At 67.7% G+C, this 18698-nt stretch carries 13 protein-coding genes; 5 read left to right on the forward strand and 8 right to left on the reverse strand.

The window, feature by feature from the left end:
• Window positions 1-4: 4 nt before the first annotated feature.
• From K2Y56_RS08975 to K2Y56_RS09010, 8 genes are all read right to left on the reverse strand, one after another.
• Entirely contained in the window at window positions 5-1609 is a 1605-nt protein-coding gene (locus K2Y56_RS08975; protein WP_292507029.1) for a sulfite reductase subunit alpha, read from the reverse strand.
• On the reverse strand, window positions 1606-3390 hold the full coding sequence (locus K2Y56_RS08980) for a NirA family protein (protein WP_292507030.1): 1785 nt from the start codon (window positions 3388-3390) through the stop codon (window positions 1606-1608). The genes K2Y56_RS08975 and K2Y56_RS08980 overlap by 4 nt, the downstream gene beginning before the upstream one ends.
• Window positions 3391-3401: 11 nt before the next feature.
• Entirely contained in the window at window positions 3402-4622 is a 1221-nt protein-coding gene (locus tag K2Y56_RS08985) for an FAD-dependent oxidoreductase (protein WP_292507031.1), read from the reverse strand.
• 22 nt (window positions 4623-4644) lie between these two features.
• Window positions 4645-5439: an ABC transporter ATP-binding protein gene (locus tag K2Y56_RS08990; RefSeq protein WP_292507032.1), complete on the reverse strand. Its 795-nt coding sequence runs from the start codon at window positions 5437-5439 to the stop codon at window positions 4645-4647.
• 70 nt (window positions 5440-5509) lie between these two features.
• On the reverse strand, window positions 5510-6382 hold the full coding sequence (gene ntrB, locus K2Y56_RS08995) for a nitrate ABC transporter permease (RefSeq protein ID WP_292507033.1): 873 nt from the start codon (window positions 6380-6382) through the stop codon (window positions 5510-5512).
• Window positions 6382-7671 (reverse strand): CmpA/NrtA family ABC transporter substrate-binding protein, encoded by a 1290-nt coding sequence (locus K2Y56_RS09000; protein ID WP_292507034.1) that lies wholly within the window; start codon window positions 7669-7671, stop codon window positions 6382-6384. The genes ntrB and K2Y56_RS09000 overlap by 1 nt, the downstream gene beginning before the upstream one ends.
• 319 nt (window positions 7672-7990) lie before the next feature.
• On the reverse strand, window positions 7991-9016 hold the full coding sequence (locus tag K2Y56_RS09005; protein WP_292507035.1) for a CmpA/NrtA family ABC transporter substrate-binding protein: 1026 nt from the start codon (window positions 9014-9016) through the stop codon (window positions 7991-7993).
• Window positions 9013-9600 carry an ANTAR domain-containing protein gene (locus K2Y56_RS09010; RefSeq protein WP_292507036.1) on the reverse strand — a complete coding sequence of 196 codons (588 nt, stop codon included), beginning with the start codon at window positions 9598-9600 and terminating at the stop codon, window positions 9013-9015. The genes K2Y56_RS09005 and K2Y56_RS09010 overlap by 4 nt, the downstream gene beginning before the upstream one ends.
• Before the next feature lie 407 nt (window positions 9601-10007).
• On the opposite strand from K2Y56_RS09010, the gene K2Y56_RS09015 reads away from it, so the two are divergent.
• From K2Y56_RS09015 to gnd, 5 genes are all read left to right on the forward strand, one after another.
• Complete coding sequence (locus K2Y56_RS09015) at window positions 10008-10499, forward strand: hypothetical protein (RefSeq protein WP_292507037.1); 492 nt, start codon at window positions 10008-10010, stop codon at window positions 10497-10499.
• Window positions 10500-10618: 119 nt separating this feature from the next.
• Window positions 10619-12493 (forward strand): glycoside hydrolase family 15 protein, encoded by a 1875-nt coding sequence (locus K2Y56_RS09020; RefSeq protein WP_292507038.1) that lies wholly within the window; start codon window positions 10619-10621, stop codon window positions 12491-12493.
• A gap of 53 nt (window positions 12494-12546) precedes the next feature.
• Window positions 12547-14622 (forward strand): transketolase, encoded by a 2076-nt coding sequence (gene tkt, locus K2Y56_RS09025; protein WP_292507039.1) that lies wholly within the window; start codon window positions 12547-12549, stop codon window positions 14620-14622.
• 181 nt (window positions 14623-14803) lie between these two features.
• The gene (locus tag K2Y56_RS09030) at window positions 14804-17653 is read left to right on the forward strand and encodes a bifunctional transaldolase/phosoglucose isomerase (protein ID WP_292507040.1); all 2850 of its coding nucleotides are present in this window, start codon (window positions 14804-14806) and stop codon (window positions 17651-17653) included.
• Between the two features lie 46 nt (window positions 17654-17699).
• Window positions 17700-18674 carry a phosphogluconate dehydrogenase (NAD(+)-dependent, decarboxylating) gene (gnd, locus tag K2Y56_RS09035; protein ID WP_292507041.1) on the forward strand — a complete coding sequence of 325 codons (975 nt, stop codon included), beginning with the start codon at window positions 17700-17702 and terminating at the stop codon, window positions 18672-18674.
• Window positions 18675-18698 lie beyond the last annotated feature (24 nt).

An 18698-nucleotide genomic window follows, 5' to 3' on the forward strand; every position in this document is an offset into this window, starting at 1 on the left:
GGGGCTAGTACACGTCGGCCTGATAGCGCCCGGTCTTCTTGAGGTGGCCGAGATAGGCGACCGCCTCGTCGGGGTTCTTGCCGCCATGGGCCGCGGCGACGTCGATGATCGCGCGCTCGACGTCCTTGGCCATGCGCTTGGCATCGCCGCAGACGTAGAAATGCGCGCCCTCCTCGAGCCACTTCCACAGCTCGGCGCCGTTCTCGCGCATGCGGTCCTGGACGTAGGTCTTCTCGGTGCCGTCGCGGGACCAGGCCAGCGACAGGCGGGTGAGCACCTTGTCGTCCTTCAGCTGGTTCAGCTCGTCCTTGTAGAAGAAGTCGCTGGCCTGCCGCTGGTGGCCGTAGAACAGCCAGTTGCGGCCGGGCGCCTTGGTGGCGGCGCGCTCGCGCAGGAAGGCCCGGAACGGCGCGATGCCGGTGCCGGGGCCGCACATGATCACGTCCTTCGACAGGTCCTCCGGCAACGCGAAGCCGTGGGCCTTCTGAAGGTAGACCTTGACCTTTGTCGTCTCGGAAATGCGCTCGCCCAGATGGGTCGATGCGACGCCGAGCCGTAGACGCGAGCGGTGGGTGTAGCGGACCGCATCGACGGTGAGAGAGACCCGGCCAGGATCGGCCTTGGGGCTCGACGAGATCGAGTAGAGCCGCGGCTGCAACTCGTCGAGCGCTTCCAAGAAGACTTCGGCATCGGGCCGGGCGCCCGGGAACTTGTGGAGCGCACCGAGTACGTCGAGATAGGCGGCGTCGCCGTCCGGGTCCTCGCCGGCGGCGAGCGCCTGCGCCTTCTTGCGCGCCTCGCCCGAGGTGAGGAGCGAGAGGAGCTGATAGAGGCCGTCCGGCGCGCCGCCCAGGGCGTAATCGGTGAGCAGGCGCTGGCGCAGGGTCTTGCCGCGGATCATCCTCTCGGGCCGGGTGCCGAGCTCGGCGATCACCGCGTCGACGAGGGCGGGAGCGTTCGAGGGAAACAGCCCGAGGGAATCGCCGACCACGTATTCGATCGGCGTATCTGTCAGGTCGATCTCGATATGCCAGGTTTCCTTCTCGCCGCCCGGCGCGTTGAGGCGGCGGCGGAACAGGAAGGTCGCCTCGACCGGATTCTCGCGGCAAAGCCCAAGCGGCCCAAGCTCGGGCTCCTTCTTCGGCGCTGCCTCGCCGGCATCAGCTTTTTTCGTGGCGGCACCGCCACTTACGCCGAACTCCTCCTCCAGTTTCTTGAGCATCCGGAGCGTGTCCTTGCCGCCGGGCTGGCAGAGGTTCAGGCGCTCCTCGTTCTTGAGGAAGATCGCGTTGGCATAGTCCGCGCAATTGTAGCCGCACTGGCCGCAATCCTGCTGGGCCATGGCGGCCATCAGCTTCTGCGGCTCGGTCCGGTCCTTGGCCATCTCCATGCGGTCGGGCAGCGGCAGCGACGGGTCGTGCCAGGGCGCGTCGTCGTTGTCCGCGAGCTTCGGGCCGCCCGGCATCTCGCCCGGGGCGAGCGCCGTGGCGCCCTCGACGGCGGGGCCGAGGAGGGCGGCGAAGTAGCCCGACAGCCAGGAGCGCTGGTCGGCGGAGAACGGCGCGGTCTCGGGGATAAGGATGAGGGGGGGCGTGACGTGCTCGCTCATGCGGCAGCCTTCAGGACGGGTTGCTCTTCGGCAAGGTTGCGTAGGGATTCGGGGCCGGTGCGGGCGGTAAAGGCCTGGAAGCTCTCGGTCATGCCCTGGCGGCTGGCGAGATAGGCGCGGAGCAGCGCCTCGATCCGGCCGGGACAATCCTCGGCCTTGACCGCCTTCCAGATCTCGGTGCCGATCTTCGGATTGTCGCCGAATCCGCCGCCGACGACGATGTCGTAGCCCTCGACGGTATCGCCCTCCTCCGAGACGACGACCTTGGCGCCGATGAGCCCGATATCGCCGATGTAATGCTGGGCGCAGCTATGGTGGCAGCCGGTGAGGTGGACGTTCACCGGCACGTCGAGCTCCTTCAGGTTCGCCTCGATGTAGTCGGCGATCTGGAGCGCATGGCCCTTCGTGTCTGAGGCGGCGAACTTGCAGCCGCGGCTGCCCGTGCAGGCGACCAGGCCGGCGCGGATGCTCGAAGCCTGCGTGGTCAGCCCCAGCGCCTCGACGCGGGCCTCGACCTCCGACACCTTCGCGTCGGGCACCCCGGAGAACAGGAAGTTCTGCCAGACGGTGAGGCGGATGGCGCCGTCGCCGCACTCGGACGCAATCCTGGCGAGCCCCCGCATCTGGTCGCTGGTCATCTTGCCGACGGGCAGGATCACGCCGACCCAGTTGTGACCGGGCTGGACCTGGGCATGCACGCCGACATGGGCGAAGCGTTCCATGGGCTTGCGCGGGGCGACATGGGCCGGATCGACCCGGTCCAGCTTGTAGCCGAGCTCGTCCTCGACGGCGGCGAGGTACTTGTCGAAGCCCCAGGCGTCGAGGACGTACTTCATCCGGCTCTTATTGCGGTTGGTGCGGTCGCCGTTCTTGATGAAGACGCGCAGGATCGCATCGGCGACCTTGTTGCAATCCTCGGGCTTGAGTACGACGCCGGTGTCGCGGGCGAGATCGCGGTGGCCCGAGATGCCGCCCAGAACGAGGCGCATCCAGACGCCCGGCGCCACGGCCGCGCCTTCGAGAACCTCGACCGCCTGGAAGCCGATATCGTTGGTCTCCTCCAGCACCGGCATGACGCCGCCGCCGTCGAAGGCGACGTTGAACTTGCGCGGCAGGCCGTAGAGCGAGCGGTCGTTGAGGATCCAGCTGTGCCAGGATCTGGCGAGCGGGCGCGTGTCGAGGAGTTCCTGCGCGTCGATGCCGGCCACCGGCGAGCCGGTGACGTTGCGGATGTTGTCGGCGCCCGAGCCGCGGGCGGTCAGCCCGAGATCGATCAAGCCGTCGAGGAAGGGCTGGCCGTGCTCGACCCTGATCTCGCGGACCTGGAGGTTGGCGCGGGTGGTGACGTGGGAGTAGCCGCCGCCATGGGCATCGGCGAGATCGGCGATGCCGGCGAACTGCCAATGCTGGAGGATGCCGTTGGGAATGCGCAGGCGGCACATGAAGTCGCTGCTCGCCGGCGAGAGCCAGAACAGGCCGTGATAGCGCCAGCGGAAATTGTCCTCGGGCTTGGGCTGCCTGCCCTCCGCCGCCTCCTTGATCAGGCGGTTATGGCCGTCGAACGGGTTCTCGGCGCGCTTCCACTTTTCCTGCTCGGCGAGCTTGCCGCCGGCCTTCACGGCGGCCTCCTGCGCCTTGATGTGGATCGCGTCCGGCCCCACCGGCTCGGCGGCCGGAGCGGATTGGCCGAGGGCGAGCCCGCCGGTGAGCCGGGCGGCGGCGATGCCCGAGGCGAAGCCTTCGAGGTAGCGCTTCTGCTCGGCGTTGAAGTCGTCAGCCATGGAAGCCTCCATCATGCTGCCAGGGGTTGGGCCTGGGGCGCTGGGCGCCCGAACATCAGGTCGTCGCGGAAAGTCGCGATGGATTCGCCAGAGCGGATCAGGCTCTTGCACCAGCCCTGCTCGGCGATGTCGCCGACGAAGACCGCGCCGAGCAGCCTGTCCTCGGCGATGACGAGCTTGCGGTAGAGGCCGAGGCCGGGGTCGGACATCACCACGGTCTCGGCTCCGTCCGGCGCCTCGATCTGGCCCGCGGAGAAGACCGGAAGCCCCGAGACCTTGAGGCTCGTCGAGAGCGCGGTACCGAGATAAGCCGCCTCCTCGCCGATGAGGTGGCGGCTCAAGGTCTCGGCCTGCTCGTAGGCCGGCTCGACGAGGCCGTAGACCATGCCGCGGTGCTCGGCGCATTCGCCCAGCGCGAAGATGCGGTCGTCGGAACTCTGCATCCGGTCGTCGACCTTGATGCCGCGGCCGACCTCGAGGCCCGCGTTCTGAGCCAGCGCCGCGTTCGGCCGGACACCGACCGACATCACGACGAGATCGGCGGGCAGGACGGTGCCGTCCGAGAGGACGAGACGCTCCACCTTGCCGTCGCCCTCGACGGTCGCGGTGTCGGCCTGGAGGAGGACGCGCACTCCGCGCGCCTCCATCGCTTGTCTCACGAGGTCGGCGGCCGCGTGGTCGAGCTGGCGCTCCATCAGGCGGTCCATGACGTGGAGGAGCGTGGTGTCGACCCCGAGCCGGGCAAGGCCGACGGCGGCCTCCAATCCGAGCAACCCGCCGCCGATCACGATGGCCTTGGCTCCGGTAATGGCCGCTCTGCGGATCGCGGCGACGTCGGCGAGATCGCGGAAAGTGAGAATTCCCGGCAGGTCCATCCCGGGCTTCGACAACCGGATCGGCAGCGAACCGGTGGCGAGGACGAGCTTGTCGAAGGGCAGCACATGGGTCTCGCCGACGACCACAAGGGAGTTCTCGCGATCGACCAGCGTCGCCGGGGCGCCGGTGATGAGCCGGATGCCGTGCTCTTCGTACCAGTCGAGGCCCTTGAAGGCGCAGCCGGCCTCGTCGACCTCGCCGCCGAGAAGCGACGAGAGCAGCACACGGTTGTAGGCGGCCACCGGCTCGGCGCCGACCACGGTGACGTCGTAGAGGCCTCGCGCCCTCTCGGTCAGCCGCTCCAGGAACCGCAGGGAGGCCATGCCGTTGCCGATGACGACGAGACGCTCACGCATGACCCTCTCCCGGCTCTCAGGCTCAGGCCGCGATCGCGGGCTTGGCGTGGCGGGCGTAGAGGAACTCGAGCACCTCGGCGCGGGCATGGGTATAGGTCGGGTCCTCGACGAGTTCGAGGCGGCGACGCGGCCGCTCGAGATCGACCTTGAGGATCTCGCCGACCGTGGCCGAGGGGCCGTTCGTCATCATCACGATGCGGTCGGAGAGCAGCACCGCCTCGTCGACGTCGTGGGTGATCATGATGACGGCGTTGCCGAGCCGGCCATGGATCTCCATCAGCGAATCCTGGAGATGGGCGCGGGTGAGGGCGTCGAGGGCGCCGAAAGGTTCGTCGAGGAGCAGCACCTTCGGCTCCATGGCCAGCGCCCTGGCGATGCCGACGCGCTGCTTCATGCCGCCCGAGATCTCGCTGGGGCGCCGCTCGGCGGCATGGGTCATGTTCACGAGGGCGAGGTTGTGGTCGATCCACTCGTTGCGCTCGGCCTTCGTCTTCTTGCCCTTCATCACCTTGTCGACGGCGAGGGAGACGTTCTCGCGCACCGTGAGCCAGGGCAGGAGCGAATGGTTCTGGAACACCACGGCGCGGTCCGGGCCGGGGCTGTTCACTTCCTTGTTCTCGAGGAGCACCGCGCCGGTTGAGGCCTTGAGCAGGCCGGCGACGATATTCAGCACCGTCGACTTGCCGCAGCCGGAATGGCCGATCAGCGAGACGAACTCGCCCTTGGCGATCTTCACGCTGACGTCGCGCAAAACCTCGTTGGTGCGGCCGTTGCGGGTGAAGCTGATGCCGATATTCTCGATGCTGAGATAGGTCATCGTTGGCTCTCTCGAAGGACGGGGGTGTGGGACCGGCGACGGGGCGCCGCCGGCCCACTTTCATGAGGGCTCAGGCTGCGGCGCCGCGGGTCACGAGATTGCCGATGAAGGCGACGAACCGGTCGAGGATGAAGCCGATGATGCCGACATAGACGAGGGCGACGATGATCTCGGAGATGTGCGAGGAGTTCCACGCATCCCAGATGAAGAACCCGATGCCGACGCCCCCGATCAGCATCTCCGCCGCCACGATGGCGAGCCAGGACAGGCCGACGCCGATGCGGAGCCCCGTGAAGATGTAGGGGGCGGCCGAAGGCAGCATGATCTTGGTGAAGAACTCGATCGGGTTGAGCTGCAGCACCGCCGAGACGTTGCGGTAATCCTGCGGGATGTTGCGGATGCCGACCGCCGTGTTGATGATGATTGGCCAGATCGAGGTGATGAAGATCACGAAGATCGCGCTAGGCTGACCATCGCGGAAGGCGGCCAGGGAGAGTGGCAGCCAGGCGAGCGGCGGGATCGTGCGCAGCACCTGGAAGATCGGGTCGAGCCCGCGCATCGCCCAGTCCGACTGGCCGATCAGCGTCCCGACGAGGATGCCCACGACGGTGGCGAGGGCGAAGCCGAAGGCGACGCGCTGGATGCTCGCCGCGATGTGCCAGAACAGGCCCTTGTCGGTGCCGCCGTTGTCGTAGAACGGGTGGGCGATGATGTCCCAGGCCTCGGTGACAACGCGCGAGGGCGGCGGCAGGCCGGCGCCGGGACGCGAGCACAGCAGCTCCCAGATCACCAGGAAGGCGAGCATCACCACCACGGGCGGTATCAGGTTCGCGGCGATCTGGCGGATCGTCGCCATGGTCACGAGGGGCGCGCGGTGCTTCGGCGCCGACGCGGCCTTTACGACCGCGGGGCCGGTGACGCCGAGGGAGGAGGTGTTGGCCATTAGGCGATCCTCTTGATGCCGAGGCTGGCGAGGTAGGCGGCGGGATCGGCGGGATCGAAGACCTTGCCGTCGAAGAACGTTTCCTTGCCGCGCGAGGTCGAGGCCGAGATCGCGGAGACGCCGAGCGCCTTGGCCGCCTCGCGCCAGAGGTCCTCGCGGTTGACCTTGGCGACGAGCGCCTTGGTGTCGGTCTGCGCGTCGAACTTGCCCCAGCGGATGTCCTCGGTGAGGAACCAGAGGTCGTGGGACTGATAGGGATAGGAGGCGTTGTCGGCGAAGAACTTCATCACGAACGGGCTGTTCTCGACGACGCGGCCATCGCCGTAATCGATCGTGCCCTTCATGCGTCCGGCGACATCGCCGACCGGAATGTTGATCCACTGGCGCTTGGCGACGATGGCGGCGAACTCGTCCCGGTTCTCGGGCTTGTCGCACCACATCTGGGCCTCGATAACCGCCATGAGCAGCGCCTTGGTGGCATTCGGGTACTTCTCGACCCAGCTCGCCCGCATCGCGAACGCCTTCTCGGGATGGTCCTTCCAGAGCTCGCCGGTGGTGAGGGCCGTGTAGCCGAGGCCCTGCTGCACGAGCTGCGCGTTCCACGGCTCGCCGACGCAGAAGCAATCCATCGTGCCGACCTTCATGTTCGCCACCATCTGGGGCGGGGGCACGACGATGGTCTCGATGTCTTTGTCGGGGTCGATGCCGCCGGCCGCCATCCAGTAGCGGATCCAGAGGTCGTGGGTGCCGCCCGGGAAGGTCATGGCGGCCTTCACCGACTTGCCGGCGGCCTTCTTCTTCTCGACGGCGGCCTTGAAGACCTTGGCGTCCAGCGCGACCTTCTGGTCGAGGTACTCCTTGGCCACCGAGATGCACTGGCCGTTGGTGTTGAGCCGGGCCAGGATCTGCATCGGTACGGGCACGTTGTTCTGCGTCACGCGGCCGGCGGTGATGAGGTAGGGCATCGGCGTCAGGATGTGCGCGCCGTCGATGCCGTTGCCCTCCGAGCCCAGGACGAGGTTGTCGCGGGTGGTGCCCCAGGAGGCCTGCTTCAGCACCTCGACGTCGGGCATGCCGTGCTTGGCAAAGAAGCCTTTCTCCTTGGCAACGAAGAGCGGGCCGGCATCGGTCAGCGCGATGAAGCCGAGCTTGGCGCCCTTGACCTCGGGGCCGGCGCTCTGCGCGAAGGCTCCGCCGGGCAGCGCGACGCGGGCGGCGGCTGCGACCGAGAGCGCGGCGGCCGCACCCTTGAGAAGATCGCGCCGGCTATTGTGGAAAGCGTCACCCATCGAACCGCTGACTCCTCATCGTGAGACCGATCAAACAAAAACCGCTGCCCAGCGCCGATCGTCGGCAGCTGCGGATGCGCGCCAACGGAAGACTTGGGTCAGCGGCTCTGCCGACGGATTCGCCCGTCGCCTTTGACGAGCGGAAGGGGCGTTGCAGGTCGCGTGCCAACTCCATGTGGAGGTTTGCGGACGCCCTACCCTCTCTCAAACCCGATGCCGGCAGGTAAGGCTGGGATCGGAGACTGCCGCTGCGCTGCACAAGAGTCGGGCAGTTTGCCGTTGTGCCGTGCAAAAAGGCATCGTCGGCGTCGGGAAGTGCTCAGACGAGGCCGTCGAGGGCGGCTGAGAAGAGATCGGGCCGGTAGATCGCCGCGGCTGCATCGCGAAGGCTCTGGGTGACATCGATTTGTCCCGCCCGCTGCATCGCATCGAGGCACCAGCCCGCATGGGCTGGATCGGGGCGTTCTGCATCTGCGCCGAACACGATGAATCGGGGATCGGTACGCTTCGATCCCTCCAGCCCGGAAAGGGGCGTCCCGTCGAGGGCTTGCCGAACCAGTCCCGCATCGACGCCGAGATAATCCGGTTGCGACAGGATGCCGGCGAGCTCGCCGCGGTTCGCCGGATCCTGACACCAGGCACCAGCGCGATGAAGCGCGCGGACTAGCGGAAGGCTCGCGGCCGTCTCGCTGGCAGGCAAGGCCAGCACCTTTTCCGGGCATTCGGGGATCAGTTGGCTGCCGAGGACGGCGATGCGGCCGTAGCCTTCCGCGACGGCAACGCTGTTCCACGGGCTGCCGACGCAGAAACCATCGATCAGCTTGCGCTCCAGAGCCTCGGCGATCTGGGGCGGGGGGATCACCACCAGGTGGACGCCGTCGTCGAGTTCGAGTCCGCCGAGTTCTCCGAAGCGCCTGAGCTGGTAGGTGTGGCTCGAGAACGGATGCACCGTGCCGATGACGAGGGGGCGGCTCGCACCCGCCCGGCGACGGGCGACCGCCGCGAAGGCCCGGGCGACGATGGCGACATCCTCGTCGCCCGCGAGCTCCATCGCCTCCCAGATGGGGAGCGAGACGGTGATGGCGTTGCCGTTGAGGTTGAGCGCGATCGGAACGATCAGGGGCGTCTCCAGGCCGCTGATCCCGAGCACGCTCGCCACGGCCAGGGGCGCCAGCATATGCGCGCCGTCGAGATGGCCGAGGGCGAGCCGGTCGCGCAATGTCGCCCAGGAGGGCTCTGCCACGAGATCGAGGCTCAGCCCCTCCTCGGCGGCAAAGCCCCGCTCGACAGCGGCGACCAGCGCGGCGGCATCGAGGAGCGGGACGTATCCGATCCGGAGCCTCATCCGAGCATGTCCGCGGCGGTGACGATGGCGAGCGCGATATCCGCGATCCGGCGCTTCTCGTTCATGGCTTTGCGCCGCATCATCTTGTAGGCCTCCTCCTCGCTCAGCCCTCGTGCGCTCATCAGGATGCCCTTGGCGCGCTCGATGAGCTTGCGGTCGGCCAGCTCTTCGCGGGCCTCGGACAATTCGCGTTGCAGCCGCGCGAAGGCGTTGAAGCGCAGGATCGCGATGTCGAGGATCGAGCGGATCCTCTGCGGCTGCAGGCCGTCGACGACGTAGGCCGAGATCCCGGCATCCACCGCCGCCTGCATCATCGGCACGTCCGAGCGGTCGACGAACATCGCCACCGGCCGCTCGACGTGGCGCGACAGGCCCGACATCTGTTCGAGAATGTCCCGGCTCGGGCTCTCCAGATGGATCACCACGACGTCGGGCTTCAAGGCCGCGACCTTGGCCGGTAGGTCGGCCCCGTCCGGGATGATGACGACGTGCTCGACTCCCGCCGCCCGCAAGCCCTCTTCGAGGATCGCGGCGCGGGCGTGGCTCGGGTCGATCACGGCGACGGTGAGCGTGATGTCGGTCATCGCTGCCCATCAGGGGCGGTTGAAGCATATGCGGCCGGAAACCAGCCCTCGCTGCAATCCGAGCAAGCCATGTGCCTGGACGACGGTACGAGAACCGGTCCCTAACCGACACCGTTACGGTCGCGCAAGGAAACGGCCCCGCTTCCGCCGCAAACGATGCCCTATGTGCGCTTTAGGCGCCACCAACGCGGGAGCAGGTCAAGATGGCTGCAAAAAGCCGGTTATGCTCCGAACCCGATGATTTTGCCGGCGCTTCGACGGCAGGCGCAGCCTTGCCTTTCCTGCCGACCCTCGCTTTCGCCGCCATCCTCGGGCTCGGCGCCGTATGCTGGGAAACCGCAGCTCCGCTTCGGGAACCTTCCGCCACGGCCTCCGCGGCGGTCGCGGCTTCGGCCCCGATGCCGCGAATGGCCCGCGCGGACACCGAAGTGGCAAACTCGACGGCGAAACCGGCCTTTGCGGGCGAGGTGACGCATCGCCCGCCCGCCGCGATCGTCTTCGCGCACCAATTTCCGCTCTCCGCCGATACCGTTATTTTGGCGAAGGCACCTGTGACGCGTCCCCTTCACCGGGTCGCACGCAGCGCGCCGTCCTGCACCGGATCTCGCTGCACCGAACCTTCGCAGACGGCATCGGCGGTGCTGCGCCGGCCCCATCCTCTGGCTGCAGCCCCGTCCTCCACGACGCCGGACGATCCCTTCGCGTCGTCGAGACAGGTGGAGAGGGCCGAGGCATCCGTCACTGAGGGTTCCGCGCCGGATCAGGCGCTGCCCTTCGCCCCCGCCATCCGCGCGGTCGGCCAGACAGTCGGCGTTATCGGGTCGCGCGCCGCGATCCTGCGCGGCGAGGCCGTCGCCCTCGGCGGGGTCGTCACCGATCTACTCGACGGCCTCCGCTGAGCGCCCGGCAATCCATCCCGGCCTGACCTGGCTTCGCCCTGGACCGTACCTCGATCGCGACCTAGGTGGAGCGTCGAAGTGGTAACCCGCTCTGGAGCGGGCGGCACCGGGTTTTCTGAATGGCTGGACGGATCGAGGATTACGCCCTCGTCGGCGATGGCCGCACCGCGGCACTGATCGGTCGCGACGGAAGCGTCGACTGGCTGTGCTGGCCGCGTTTCGACTCGTCCGCCTGCTTCGCCTCCCTGCTGGGCACAGAGGATCACGGCTTCTGGAAGCTATCGCCGGCCGGTGAAGCCACCATCCTGCGGCGCTATCGCGGAGGCAGCCTCGTTCTCGAGACCTGCTACGAGACCGCGTCGGGCGAAGTCCGCGTGACCGACTACATGCCGGTCAATGACGGATCGCATCTCGTTCGCATCGTCGAGGGCCTGCACGGGTCGGTGTCGATGCGGATGCGACTCGCCGTGCGGTTCGATTACGGCCTCGCCGTCCCCTGGGTCTCGCGTAACGAGCTCGGCGACCTGCGCGCCATCTCCGGGCCCCACAAGGTAGTGCTGCGGACCCCGGCACCGCTTCACGGCGAGGGCCAGACCACCCTCTCGGACTTCACGGTGTCAGCGGGAGAAAGCGTCGCCTTCACGTTGAGCTACGGCCCGTCCCACGAGGACGATCCGCCTCCGATCGAGCCGCGCAAGGTGCTGTACGAGACCGACCGCTACTGGCGCGACTGGTCGGGGCGATGCGCCCGCCAGACGGCCTGGGACGAGATCCTGCAGCGCTCGCTCCTGACCCTCAAGGCCCTGATCTACCAGCCCACCGGGGGCATCGTCGCGGCTCCCACCACGTCGTTGCCCGAGCAACTCGGCGGCGTGCGCAATTGGGACTACCGCTATTGCTGGCTTCGCGATTCGACCTTCACGCTGATCGCCCTGATGGATGGCGGCTACATCGACGAGGCGCGGGCCTGGCGCGACTGGCTGATCCGAGCGGTGGCCGGCAACCCGGAGCAGGCCCACATCCTCTACGGCATCGGCGGGGAGCGACTGCTGCCGGAGATCGAGCTCGACTGGCTGCCAGGCTACGAGGGCGCCAAGCCGGTCAGGATCGGCAATGCGGCGATCGGACAGTTCCAGCTCGACATCTATGGCGAGATCTTCGACGCGCTCTATCAGGCCCGCCAGCGCGGGCTACTCGGCGACAGCGACGGCTGGCGGGTCGGCCTCGCGCTCCTCGGCCATCTCGAACGAGTCTGGCGCGAGCCCGACGAGGGCATCTGGGAGGTGCGAGGCGGCCGGCGCCACTTCGTCCATTCGAAGGTCATGGCATGGGTCGCCTTCGACCGGGCGATCCGCTCCTTCGAGGAAGGCGCCGCGCCGCCCGTTCCGGTTGATCGCTGGCGCGCCATCCGCGACGAGATCCATACCGAGGTCTGCGAGAAGGGATTCGATCCTGAGCTCGACAGCTTCGTCCAGTCCTACGGGTCGAAGCGCCTCGATGCGAGTGTCCTCCTCATCGCCCATATGGGTTTCCTGCCCCAGGACGACCCACGTGTGGTCGGCACCGTCGCGGCGATCGGCCGATGCCTGATTCGCGACGGCCTGGTGCTGCGCTACGACACCGAGGACCAGGCGACCGATGGCTTGCCGAGCGGCGAAGGCGCTTTCCTGCCCTGCAGCTTCTGGTACGCCGACAACCTCATCGGCCTCGGCCGCCGCGACGAGGCACGGGCGATGATCGACCGCCTCGTCGGGCTCTGCACCGATCTGGGATTGCTGTCGGAGGAATACGATGTCGGAGCCAAGCGCCTCGTCGGGAATTTCCCTCAGGCGTTCAGTCACGTCACGCTGGTGAACACCATCTTGAACTATGCGCGCGCTGAAGGACCTGCCAAGGAGCGCAGCGACGGCGCGTGCATCGCGTCCGCGTCGGGCGGCATTCCGGCGAGGGACCTCGCCATACGAGAGATAGCGGCCGGCGTATCGCGGGCGTGATCCGTTTCGACGGACCGTCGCGGGGCCTCTGACCGGACAACAGGAAGACGAGCATGAGCGGAGCCGATACCAGCCCCAAGGGCACCCTGAGCGAGATCGACAAGCTCTCGATCGACACGATCCGGACCCTGGCGATCGATGCGGTGCAGAAGGCGAATTCCGGCCATGCCGGCGCGCCGATGGCGCTCGCGCCTGTCGCCTACACCCTGTGGAACCGGTATCTCCGCTACGATCCGGCCCATCCACATTGGCCCAACCGCGACCGCTTCGTGCTCTCGGCCGGCCACGCCTCGATGCTGCTCTACGCCTTGATCCACCTCGCAGGCGTCGCCCAGACCGACGGCGGCAACGAGGCGGCGGTGACGATTGACGACATCAAGAGCTTTCGCCAGCTCGACTCGAAGACGCCGGGCCACCCCGAATACCACTTCACCACCGGCGTCGAGACCACCACCGGCCCCCTCGGCCAGGGCGTCGCCAACTCGGTCGGCATGGCGATGGGCGCGCGCTTCCTCGGCGAGACCCTGAACCGGAGCGAGGTGCCGCTCTTCGACTTCAACGTCTATGCGATCTGCTCGGACGGCGACCTCATGGAGGGCGTCGCCGCCGAGGCCGCCTCGATGGCGGGCCACCTGCGCCTGTCGAACCTGTGCTGGATCTACGACAACAACACCATCACCATCGAGGGCCATACCGAGCTCGCCTTCTCGGAGGAGGTGGCGACGCGCTTCCTCGCCTATGGCTGGCAGGTGCTGCGGGTTGCCGACGCCAACGACGTCCATGCGATCTCGGGAGCCCTCGAGACCTTCCTCCAGTCGAGCGACCGCCCGACCCTGATCATCGTCAACTCGATCATCGGGTTCGGCGCGCCGAACAAGCAGAACACCTCGAAGGCCCATTCCGACCCCCTCGGCGATGACGAGGTCAAGGGCGCCAAGCGCGCCTATGGCTGGCCGGAGGATGCGCAGTTCCTCGTCCCGGACGGGGTGCGCGAGAACTTCCAGGCCGGCATCGGCGAGCGGGGTGCCGCCCTCTTCGCCGATTGGGAGAAGGCTCTCGCCGAGGCCAAGGCCTCCGATCCGGCACTCGCCGAGGAGATCGCCGCGTTCCTCGATGGCGGCCTGCCCGAGGGCTGGGACAGGGACATCCCGGTCTTCCCGGCCGATGCAAAGGGCATGGCCACCCGCGAATCCTCCGGCAAGGTCCTCAACGCCATTGCGAAGAACCTGCCGCATCTCCTTGGCGGATCGGCCGATCTCGCGCCCTCGAACAAGACCAAGCTGGAATTCGAGGGCGCCGGCACGCTCTCGCCCTTCGAGCCGGGCGGGCGCAACATCCATTTCGGCGTGCGCGAGCATGCCATGGGCTCGATCGTCAACGGCCTCGGCCTCGTCGGGCTCAGGGCCTACGGCGCCACCTTCCTCGTCTTCGCCGATTACATGCGTCCTCCGATCCGCCTCGCGGCCCTGATGGAGCTGCCGGTCTTCCATGTCTTCACGCATGATTCGATCGGCGTCGGCGAGGACGGCCCGACCCACCAGCCTGTGGAACAGCTCCTGTCGCTCCGCTGCATCCCCGGCCTCGTCACCCTGCGGCCGGCCGACGCCAACGAGGTGGCGGAGGCCTACCGCGTGATTTTGTCGCTCAAGGACCAGCCGGCGGTACTGGCGCTGAGCCGCCAGCCGCTTCCGACCCTCGACCGCTCGAAGTTCGCGAGCGCGGCCGGCGTCGCCAAGGGCGCCTACGTGCTGGCCGGCGGCGACGAGACCCCGGAGGTGATCCTGATCGGAACGGGGAGCGAAGTGCAGCTCTGCCTCGGCGCCTACGAGGCGCTGACGGGCGAGGGCGTCAAGGCGCGGGTCGTCTCGATGCCGTCCTGGGACCTGTTCGAGCGCCAGGACGAAGCCTACCGGAATTCCGTGCTGCCGCCGCAGGTGCTCGCCCGCGTAGCCGTCGAGCAGGGCTCGGTGATCGGCTGGGACCGTTATGCCGGTTCTTCGGGCACGATCATCGGTATGCACACCTTCGGTTCGTCGGCGCCGATCAAGGACCTCCAGACCAAATTCGGGTTCACCCCCGAGAAGGTGCTGCAAGCGGCTCGCGATCAGATCGCGAAACACAAGGGATGATTACGTATTGCTGATCCCACCCTCCGCCTCATCCTGAGGTGCCGAAGCGCAGCGACGGCCTCGAAGGAGGCCTCCATCTCGCTCGGAGGGTTCTGGAGACCTCCTTCGACGCCCGCCGGTGCGGGCACCTCAGGATGAGGTTTCCGTTTTTGGACGACGGAAGACAGACTCGGAGACCGGCATGAACCCGCTCAAGGCACTTTTCCCCGAACAGGGCCAGGCCGTTTGGCTCGACTTCGTGGCGCGCGGCTTCATCGCGCAGGGCAAGCTGAAGGCCCTGGTCGACGAGGACGGCCTGCGCGGCGTCACCTCCAACCCGTCGATCTTCGAGAAGGCGATCGGCGATTCGACCGAGTACGACGGCGCCCTCAAGAGCGTGATGGAGGCCGGGGATGCTCGGGTCATCGACCTCTACGAGGGCCTCGCCATCAATGACATCCGGAACGCGGCCGACGTGCTCAGGCCCGTCTATGACGGGAGCGACGGCGCCGACGGTTACGTCAGCCTCGAAGTCTCGCCCTACCTCGCGCTCAGCACGGAGGACACGCTCGAAGAGGCGAGGCGCCTGCACAAGGCGGTGGCTCGCGACAACCTGATGGTGAAGGTGCCGGCGACGCCCGCCGGCATCCCGGCGATCCAGGCGCTGACGGCGGACGGCATCAGCATCAACGTCACCCTGCTGTTCGGCCAGGATGCCTACGAGGAGGTCGCCCGCGCCTTCATCGCCGGGCTCGAGGAATTCGGCGCCAAGGGCGGCGACGTCTCGAAGGTGGCTAGTGTCGCGAGCTTCTTCATCAGCCGCATCGACGTCGCCGTCGACAAGGCGCTCGACGCCAAGATCGCCGCGGCCAACGACCCCGACGAGAAGGCGGCTCTCGAAGCCCTCAAGGGCAAGGTCGCGATCGCCAACGCCAAGCTCGCCTACCAGCGCTACAGGCGCATCTTCGCGGAAGACAAGTGGCAGGCGCTCGCGGCCAAGGGCGCGAAGGCGCAGCGCCTCCTCTGGGCCTCCACCGGCACCAAGAACAAGGCCTATTCCGACGTGCTCTACGTCGAGGAGCTGATCGGGCCCGACACCGTCAACACCATGCCGCCGGCCACCATGGACGCGTTTCGCGATCACGGCACCGTCCGAGCGGCGATCGAGGAGAATCTCGGCGACGCCGAGGCCGTGATGGCACGCCTCGCCAAGGCCGGCATCGACATCGATGCCATCGCCGAGACTCTCGTCGACGAGGGCGTGCAGCTCTTCGTCGACGCCGCCGACAAGCTGCTCGGCGCGGTGGCGGGCAAGCGCGCCGACCTCCTCGGGGCGAGGCTCAACGGGCAGACTCTGGTGCTCGACGAGGCGCTCGGCAGCCAGGCGAAGAAGGCGGTGGAGGCTTGGCGTGCCTCCGGCTCGATCCGCCGCCTCTGGGCCCGCGACAAGACCCTCTGGACCGGCACCGACGAGGACAAGTGGCTGGCTTGGCTGCGCATCGTCGAAGACGAGCTTGAGCATGTGGCCGATTACGAGGCCTTCGCCGAGGAGGTCCGCCAGGGAGGCTTCACCGATGTCGTCGTGCTCGGCATGGGCGGGTCGAGCCTCGGGCCGGAGGTGCTGGCTGAAACCTACGGTGCGCGCGAGGGGTTCCCGAAGCTGCGCATCCTCGATTCCACGGACCCCGATCAGGTCCGCGCCGTCGAGGCGGCGGTGACACTGGAGACGACGCTGTTCATCGTGGCGAGCAAATCCGGCTCGACCCTCGAGCCCAACGTCTTTCGCGACTACTTTCTCGGCCGGATGAAGGATGTCGTCGGGGAGCGCGCCGGCCAGCATTTCGTCGCCGTGACCGATCCCGGATCGGCGATGGAGGCGGCGGCCAGGGCCGACGGCTTCCGTAAAATCTTCCACGGCGTCAAGGAGATCGGTGGGCGCTACTCCGTGCTCTCGGCCTTCGGCCTCGTGCCGGCGGCGGCCTCAGGCATCGACGTGAAGGCGTTCCTCGATACGGCGCGGATCATGGTGCGCTCCTGCGGGCCGGCGGTGCCACCGGCGCAAAACCCGGGCGTGCTCCTCGGTACCGCCATGGCGGCCGCGGCACTGAACGGTGGGCGGGACAAGGTCACCTTCATCGCCTCGCCGGGAATCGAGACCTTCGGCGGCTGGGCCGAGCAGCTCATCGCCGAATCCACCGGCAAGCAGGGCAAAGGCCTGATCCCGGTCGATGGAGAGACGATCGACGTGCCGGCGGTGTATGACCACCACCGCTTCTTCGTCTATCTGCGCCTCGACGGCCGCGCCGACCCGCGTCAGGACGAGGCGGTACGCAACCTCGAACGCGAGGGGCACCCGGTGGTGCACATCACCCTCGCGAGAGCCGAGCAGCTTCCGCAGGAATTCTTCCGCTTCGAGATCGCCACGGCGGTGGCCGGTGCGCTTCTCGGCATCAATCCCTTCGATCAGCCCGATGTCGAGGCGAGCAAGATCGAAACGAAAAAGCTGTTCGAGGCGGCCGAGCGAGACGGCGCCCTTCCCTCCGAGGCGCCGCTGTTCTCCGACGACACCATCGGGCTCTACGCTGATCCGGCGAATGCCGAAGCCCTGCCCCAGGCGTCGGAGGGGCTCGAGGCCGCGCTGAAGGCCCATCTCGCCCGGGCAAAGGACGGCGATTACGTCGCCCTGCTCGCCTATGTCGCCCGCAACGAGGTTCACCACGCGATTCTGCAGAGTCCCCGCATTGCGCTCCGCGACGCCCGGAAGGTCGCGACATGCCTCGAATTCGGGCCTCGCTTCCTTCACTCGACGGGCCAAGCCTATAAGGGCGGCCCGAACACGGGCGTGTTCCTGCAGATCACCGCCGATCCGTCGCAGGATCTGGCGATCCCCGGCCGCAAGCTCGGCTTCGGCACGGTGGTTGCAGCCCAGGCGCGGGGCGATTTCGCCGTCCTGGCCGAGCGCGGCCGCAAGGCGTTGCGGGTGCATATCAAGGGCGGCGGCGTCGAAGCCGGCTTGAAGCGCATCGCTGCTGCGATCAAAGCGGCGATTTAGCGCCTCTCCTCCCCGCAAGGGGGAGGGAAACGCGAGGGAGACCCCGATGCAACTCGGAATGATAGGCCTGGGCCGAATGGGCGGCAACATCGTCCGGCGGCTCCTCAGGGGCGGCCATACGGCGGTGGTGTTCGACCAGAACCCGGACGCCGTCGCGGCCCTCGTGGCCGAGGGTGCCGTGGGAGCGGAGAGTCTCGAAGACTTCGTCGCCAAGCTCGATGTTCCCCGCTCTGCCTGGGTGATGCTGCCGGCCGGCGCGATCACCGAAGGGACCGTCACGAAGCTCGGCGGCCTGATGGCGGCGGACGACATCGTCATCGACGGCGGTAATTCCTTCTACAAGGACGACATCCGCCGCGCGGCCGAGCTCAAGCCCAAGTGCATTCACTACGTCGATGTCGGCACTTCGGGCGGCGTCTGGGGGATCGACCGGGGCTATTGCATGATGATCGGCGGCGACAAGGCCGCCGTTGAGCGGCTCGACCCGATCTTTCGCACCCTCGCGCCGGGGGAAGGCGCGATCCCCAAGACCCCCGGCCGCGAGGGTCGCGATCCCCGCGCCGAGCAGGGCTACATCCATGCCGGCCCGAGCGGGGCCGGACACTTCGTCAAGATGGTCCATAACGGCATCGAGTACGGGCTGATGCAGGCCTATGCCGAGGGCTTCGACATCCTCAAACACGCGAATTCCGAGGACCTTCCAGAGGCGCAGCGCTTCGAGCTCAATATCGGCGACATCGCCGAGGTCTGGCGCCGCGGCAGCGTGGTCTCGTCCTGGCTCCTCGACCTCACCGCGAGCGCGCTGGCCGGCGACGAAAAGCTCGAAGCCTTCTCCGGTTTCGTCGCCGATTCCGGCGAGGGCCGCTGGACCCTCAATGCCGCGATCGAGGAATCGGTGCCCGCCAACGTGCTCTCGGCTGCCCTCTATGCCCGCTTCCGCTCGCGCGAGGATGCGAGCTACGCCGACAAGCTGCTCTCGGCCATGCGCAAAGGCTTCGGCGGCCACCAGGAGCCGAAATAGGCCAGCCGCGTTCGGACAGGCACG

Origin of the sequence: Methylobacterium sp. (assembly GCF_019745455.1) — a bacterium.
In the GTDB taxonomy this organism is placed as follows: Bacteria; Pseudomonadota; Alphaproteobacteria; order Rhizobiales; family Beijerinckiaceae; genus Methylobacterium.

Bases quoted from the DNA above. Each gene is read 5' to 3' on its own strand.
- K2Y56_RS08975 (WP_292507029.1), bottom strand. From the start codon at position 1,609: ATGAGCGAGCACGTCACGCCCCCCCTCATCCTTATCCCCGAGACCGCG.
- K2Y56_RS08980 (WP_292507030.1), bottom strand. From the start codon at position 3,390: ATGGCTGACGACTTCAACGCCGAGCAGAAGCGCTACCTCGAAGGCTTC.
- K2Y56_RS08985 (WP_292507031.1), bottom strand. From the start codon at position 4,622: ATGCGTGAGCGTCTCGTCGTCATCGGCAACGGCATGGCCTCCCTGCGG.
- K2Y56_RS08990 (WP_292507032.1), bottom strand. From the start codon at position 5,439: ATGACCTATCTCAGCATCGAGAATATCGGCATCAGCTTCACCCGCAAC.
- ntrB (WP_292507033.1), bottom strand. From the start codon at position 6,382: ATGGCCAACACCTCCTCCCTCGGCGTCACCGGCCCCGCGGTCGTAAAG.
- K2Y56_RS09000 (WP_292507034.1), bottom strand. From the start codon at position 7,671: ATGGGTGACGCTTTCCACAATAGCCGGCGCGATCTTCTCAAGGGTGCG.
- K2Y56_RS09005 (WP_292507035.1), bottom strand. From the start codon at position 9,016: ATGAGGCTCCGGATCGGATACGTCCCGCTCCTCGATGCCGCCGCGCTG.
- K2Y56_RS09010 (WP_292507036.1), bottom strand. From the start codon at position 9,600: ATGACCGACATCACGCTCACCGTCGCCGTGATCGACCCGAGCCACGCC.
- K2Y56_RS09015 (WP_292507037.1), top strand. From the start codon at position 10,008: ATGGCCCGCGCGGACACCGAAGTGGCAAACTCGACGGCGAAACCGGCC.
- K2Y56_RS09020 (WP_292507038.1), top strand. From the start codon at position 10,619: ATGGCTGGACGGATCGAGGATTACGCCCTCGTCGGCGATGGCCGCACC.
- tkt (WP_292507039.1), top strand. From the start codon at position 12,547: ATGAGCGGAGCCGATACCAGCCCCAAGGGCACCCTGAGCGAGATCGAC.
- K2Y56_RS09030 (WP_292507040.1), top strand. From the start codon at position 14,804: ATGAACCCGCTCAAGGCACTTTTCCCCGAACAGGGCCAGGCCGTTTGG.
- gnd (WP_292507041.1), top strand. From the start codon at position 17,700: ATGCAACTCGGAATGATAGGCCTGGGCCGAATGGGCGGCAACATCGTC.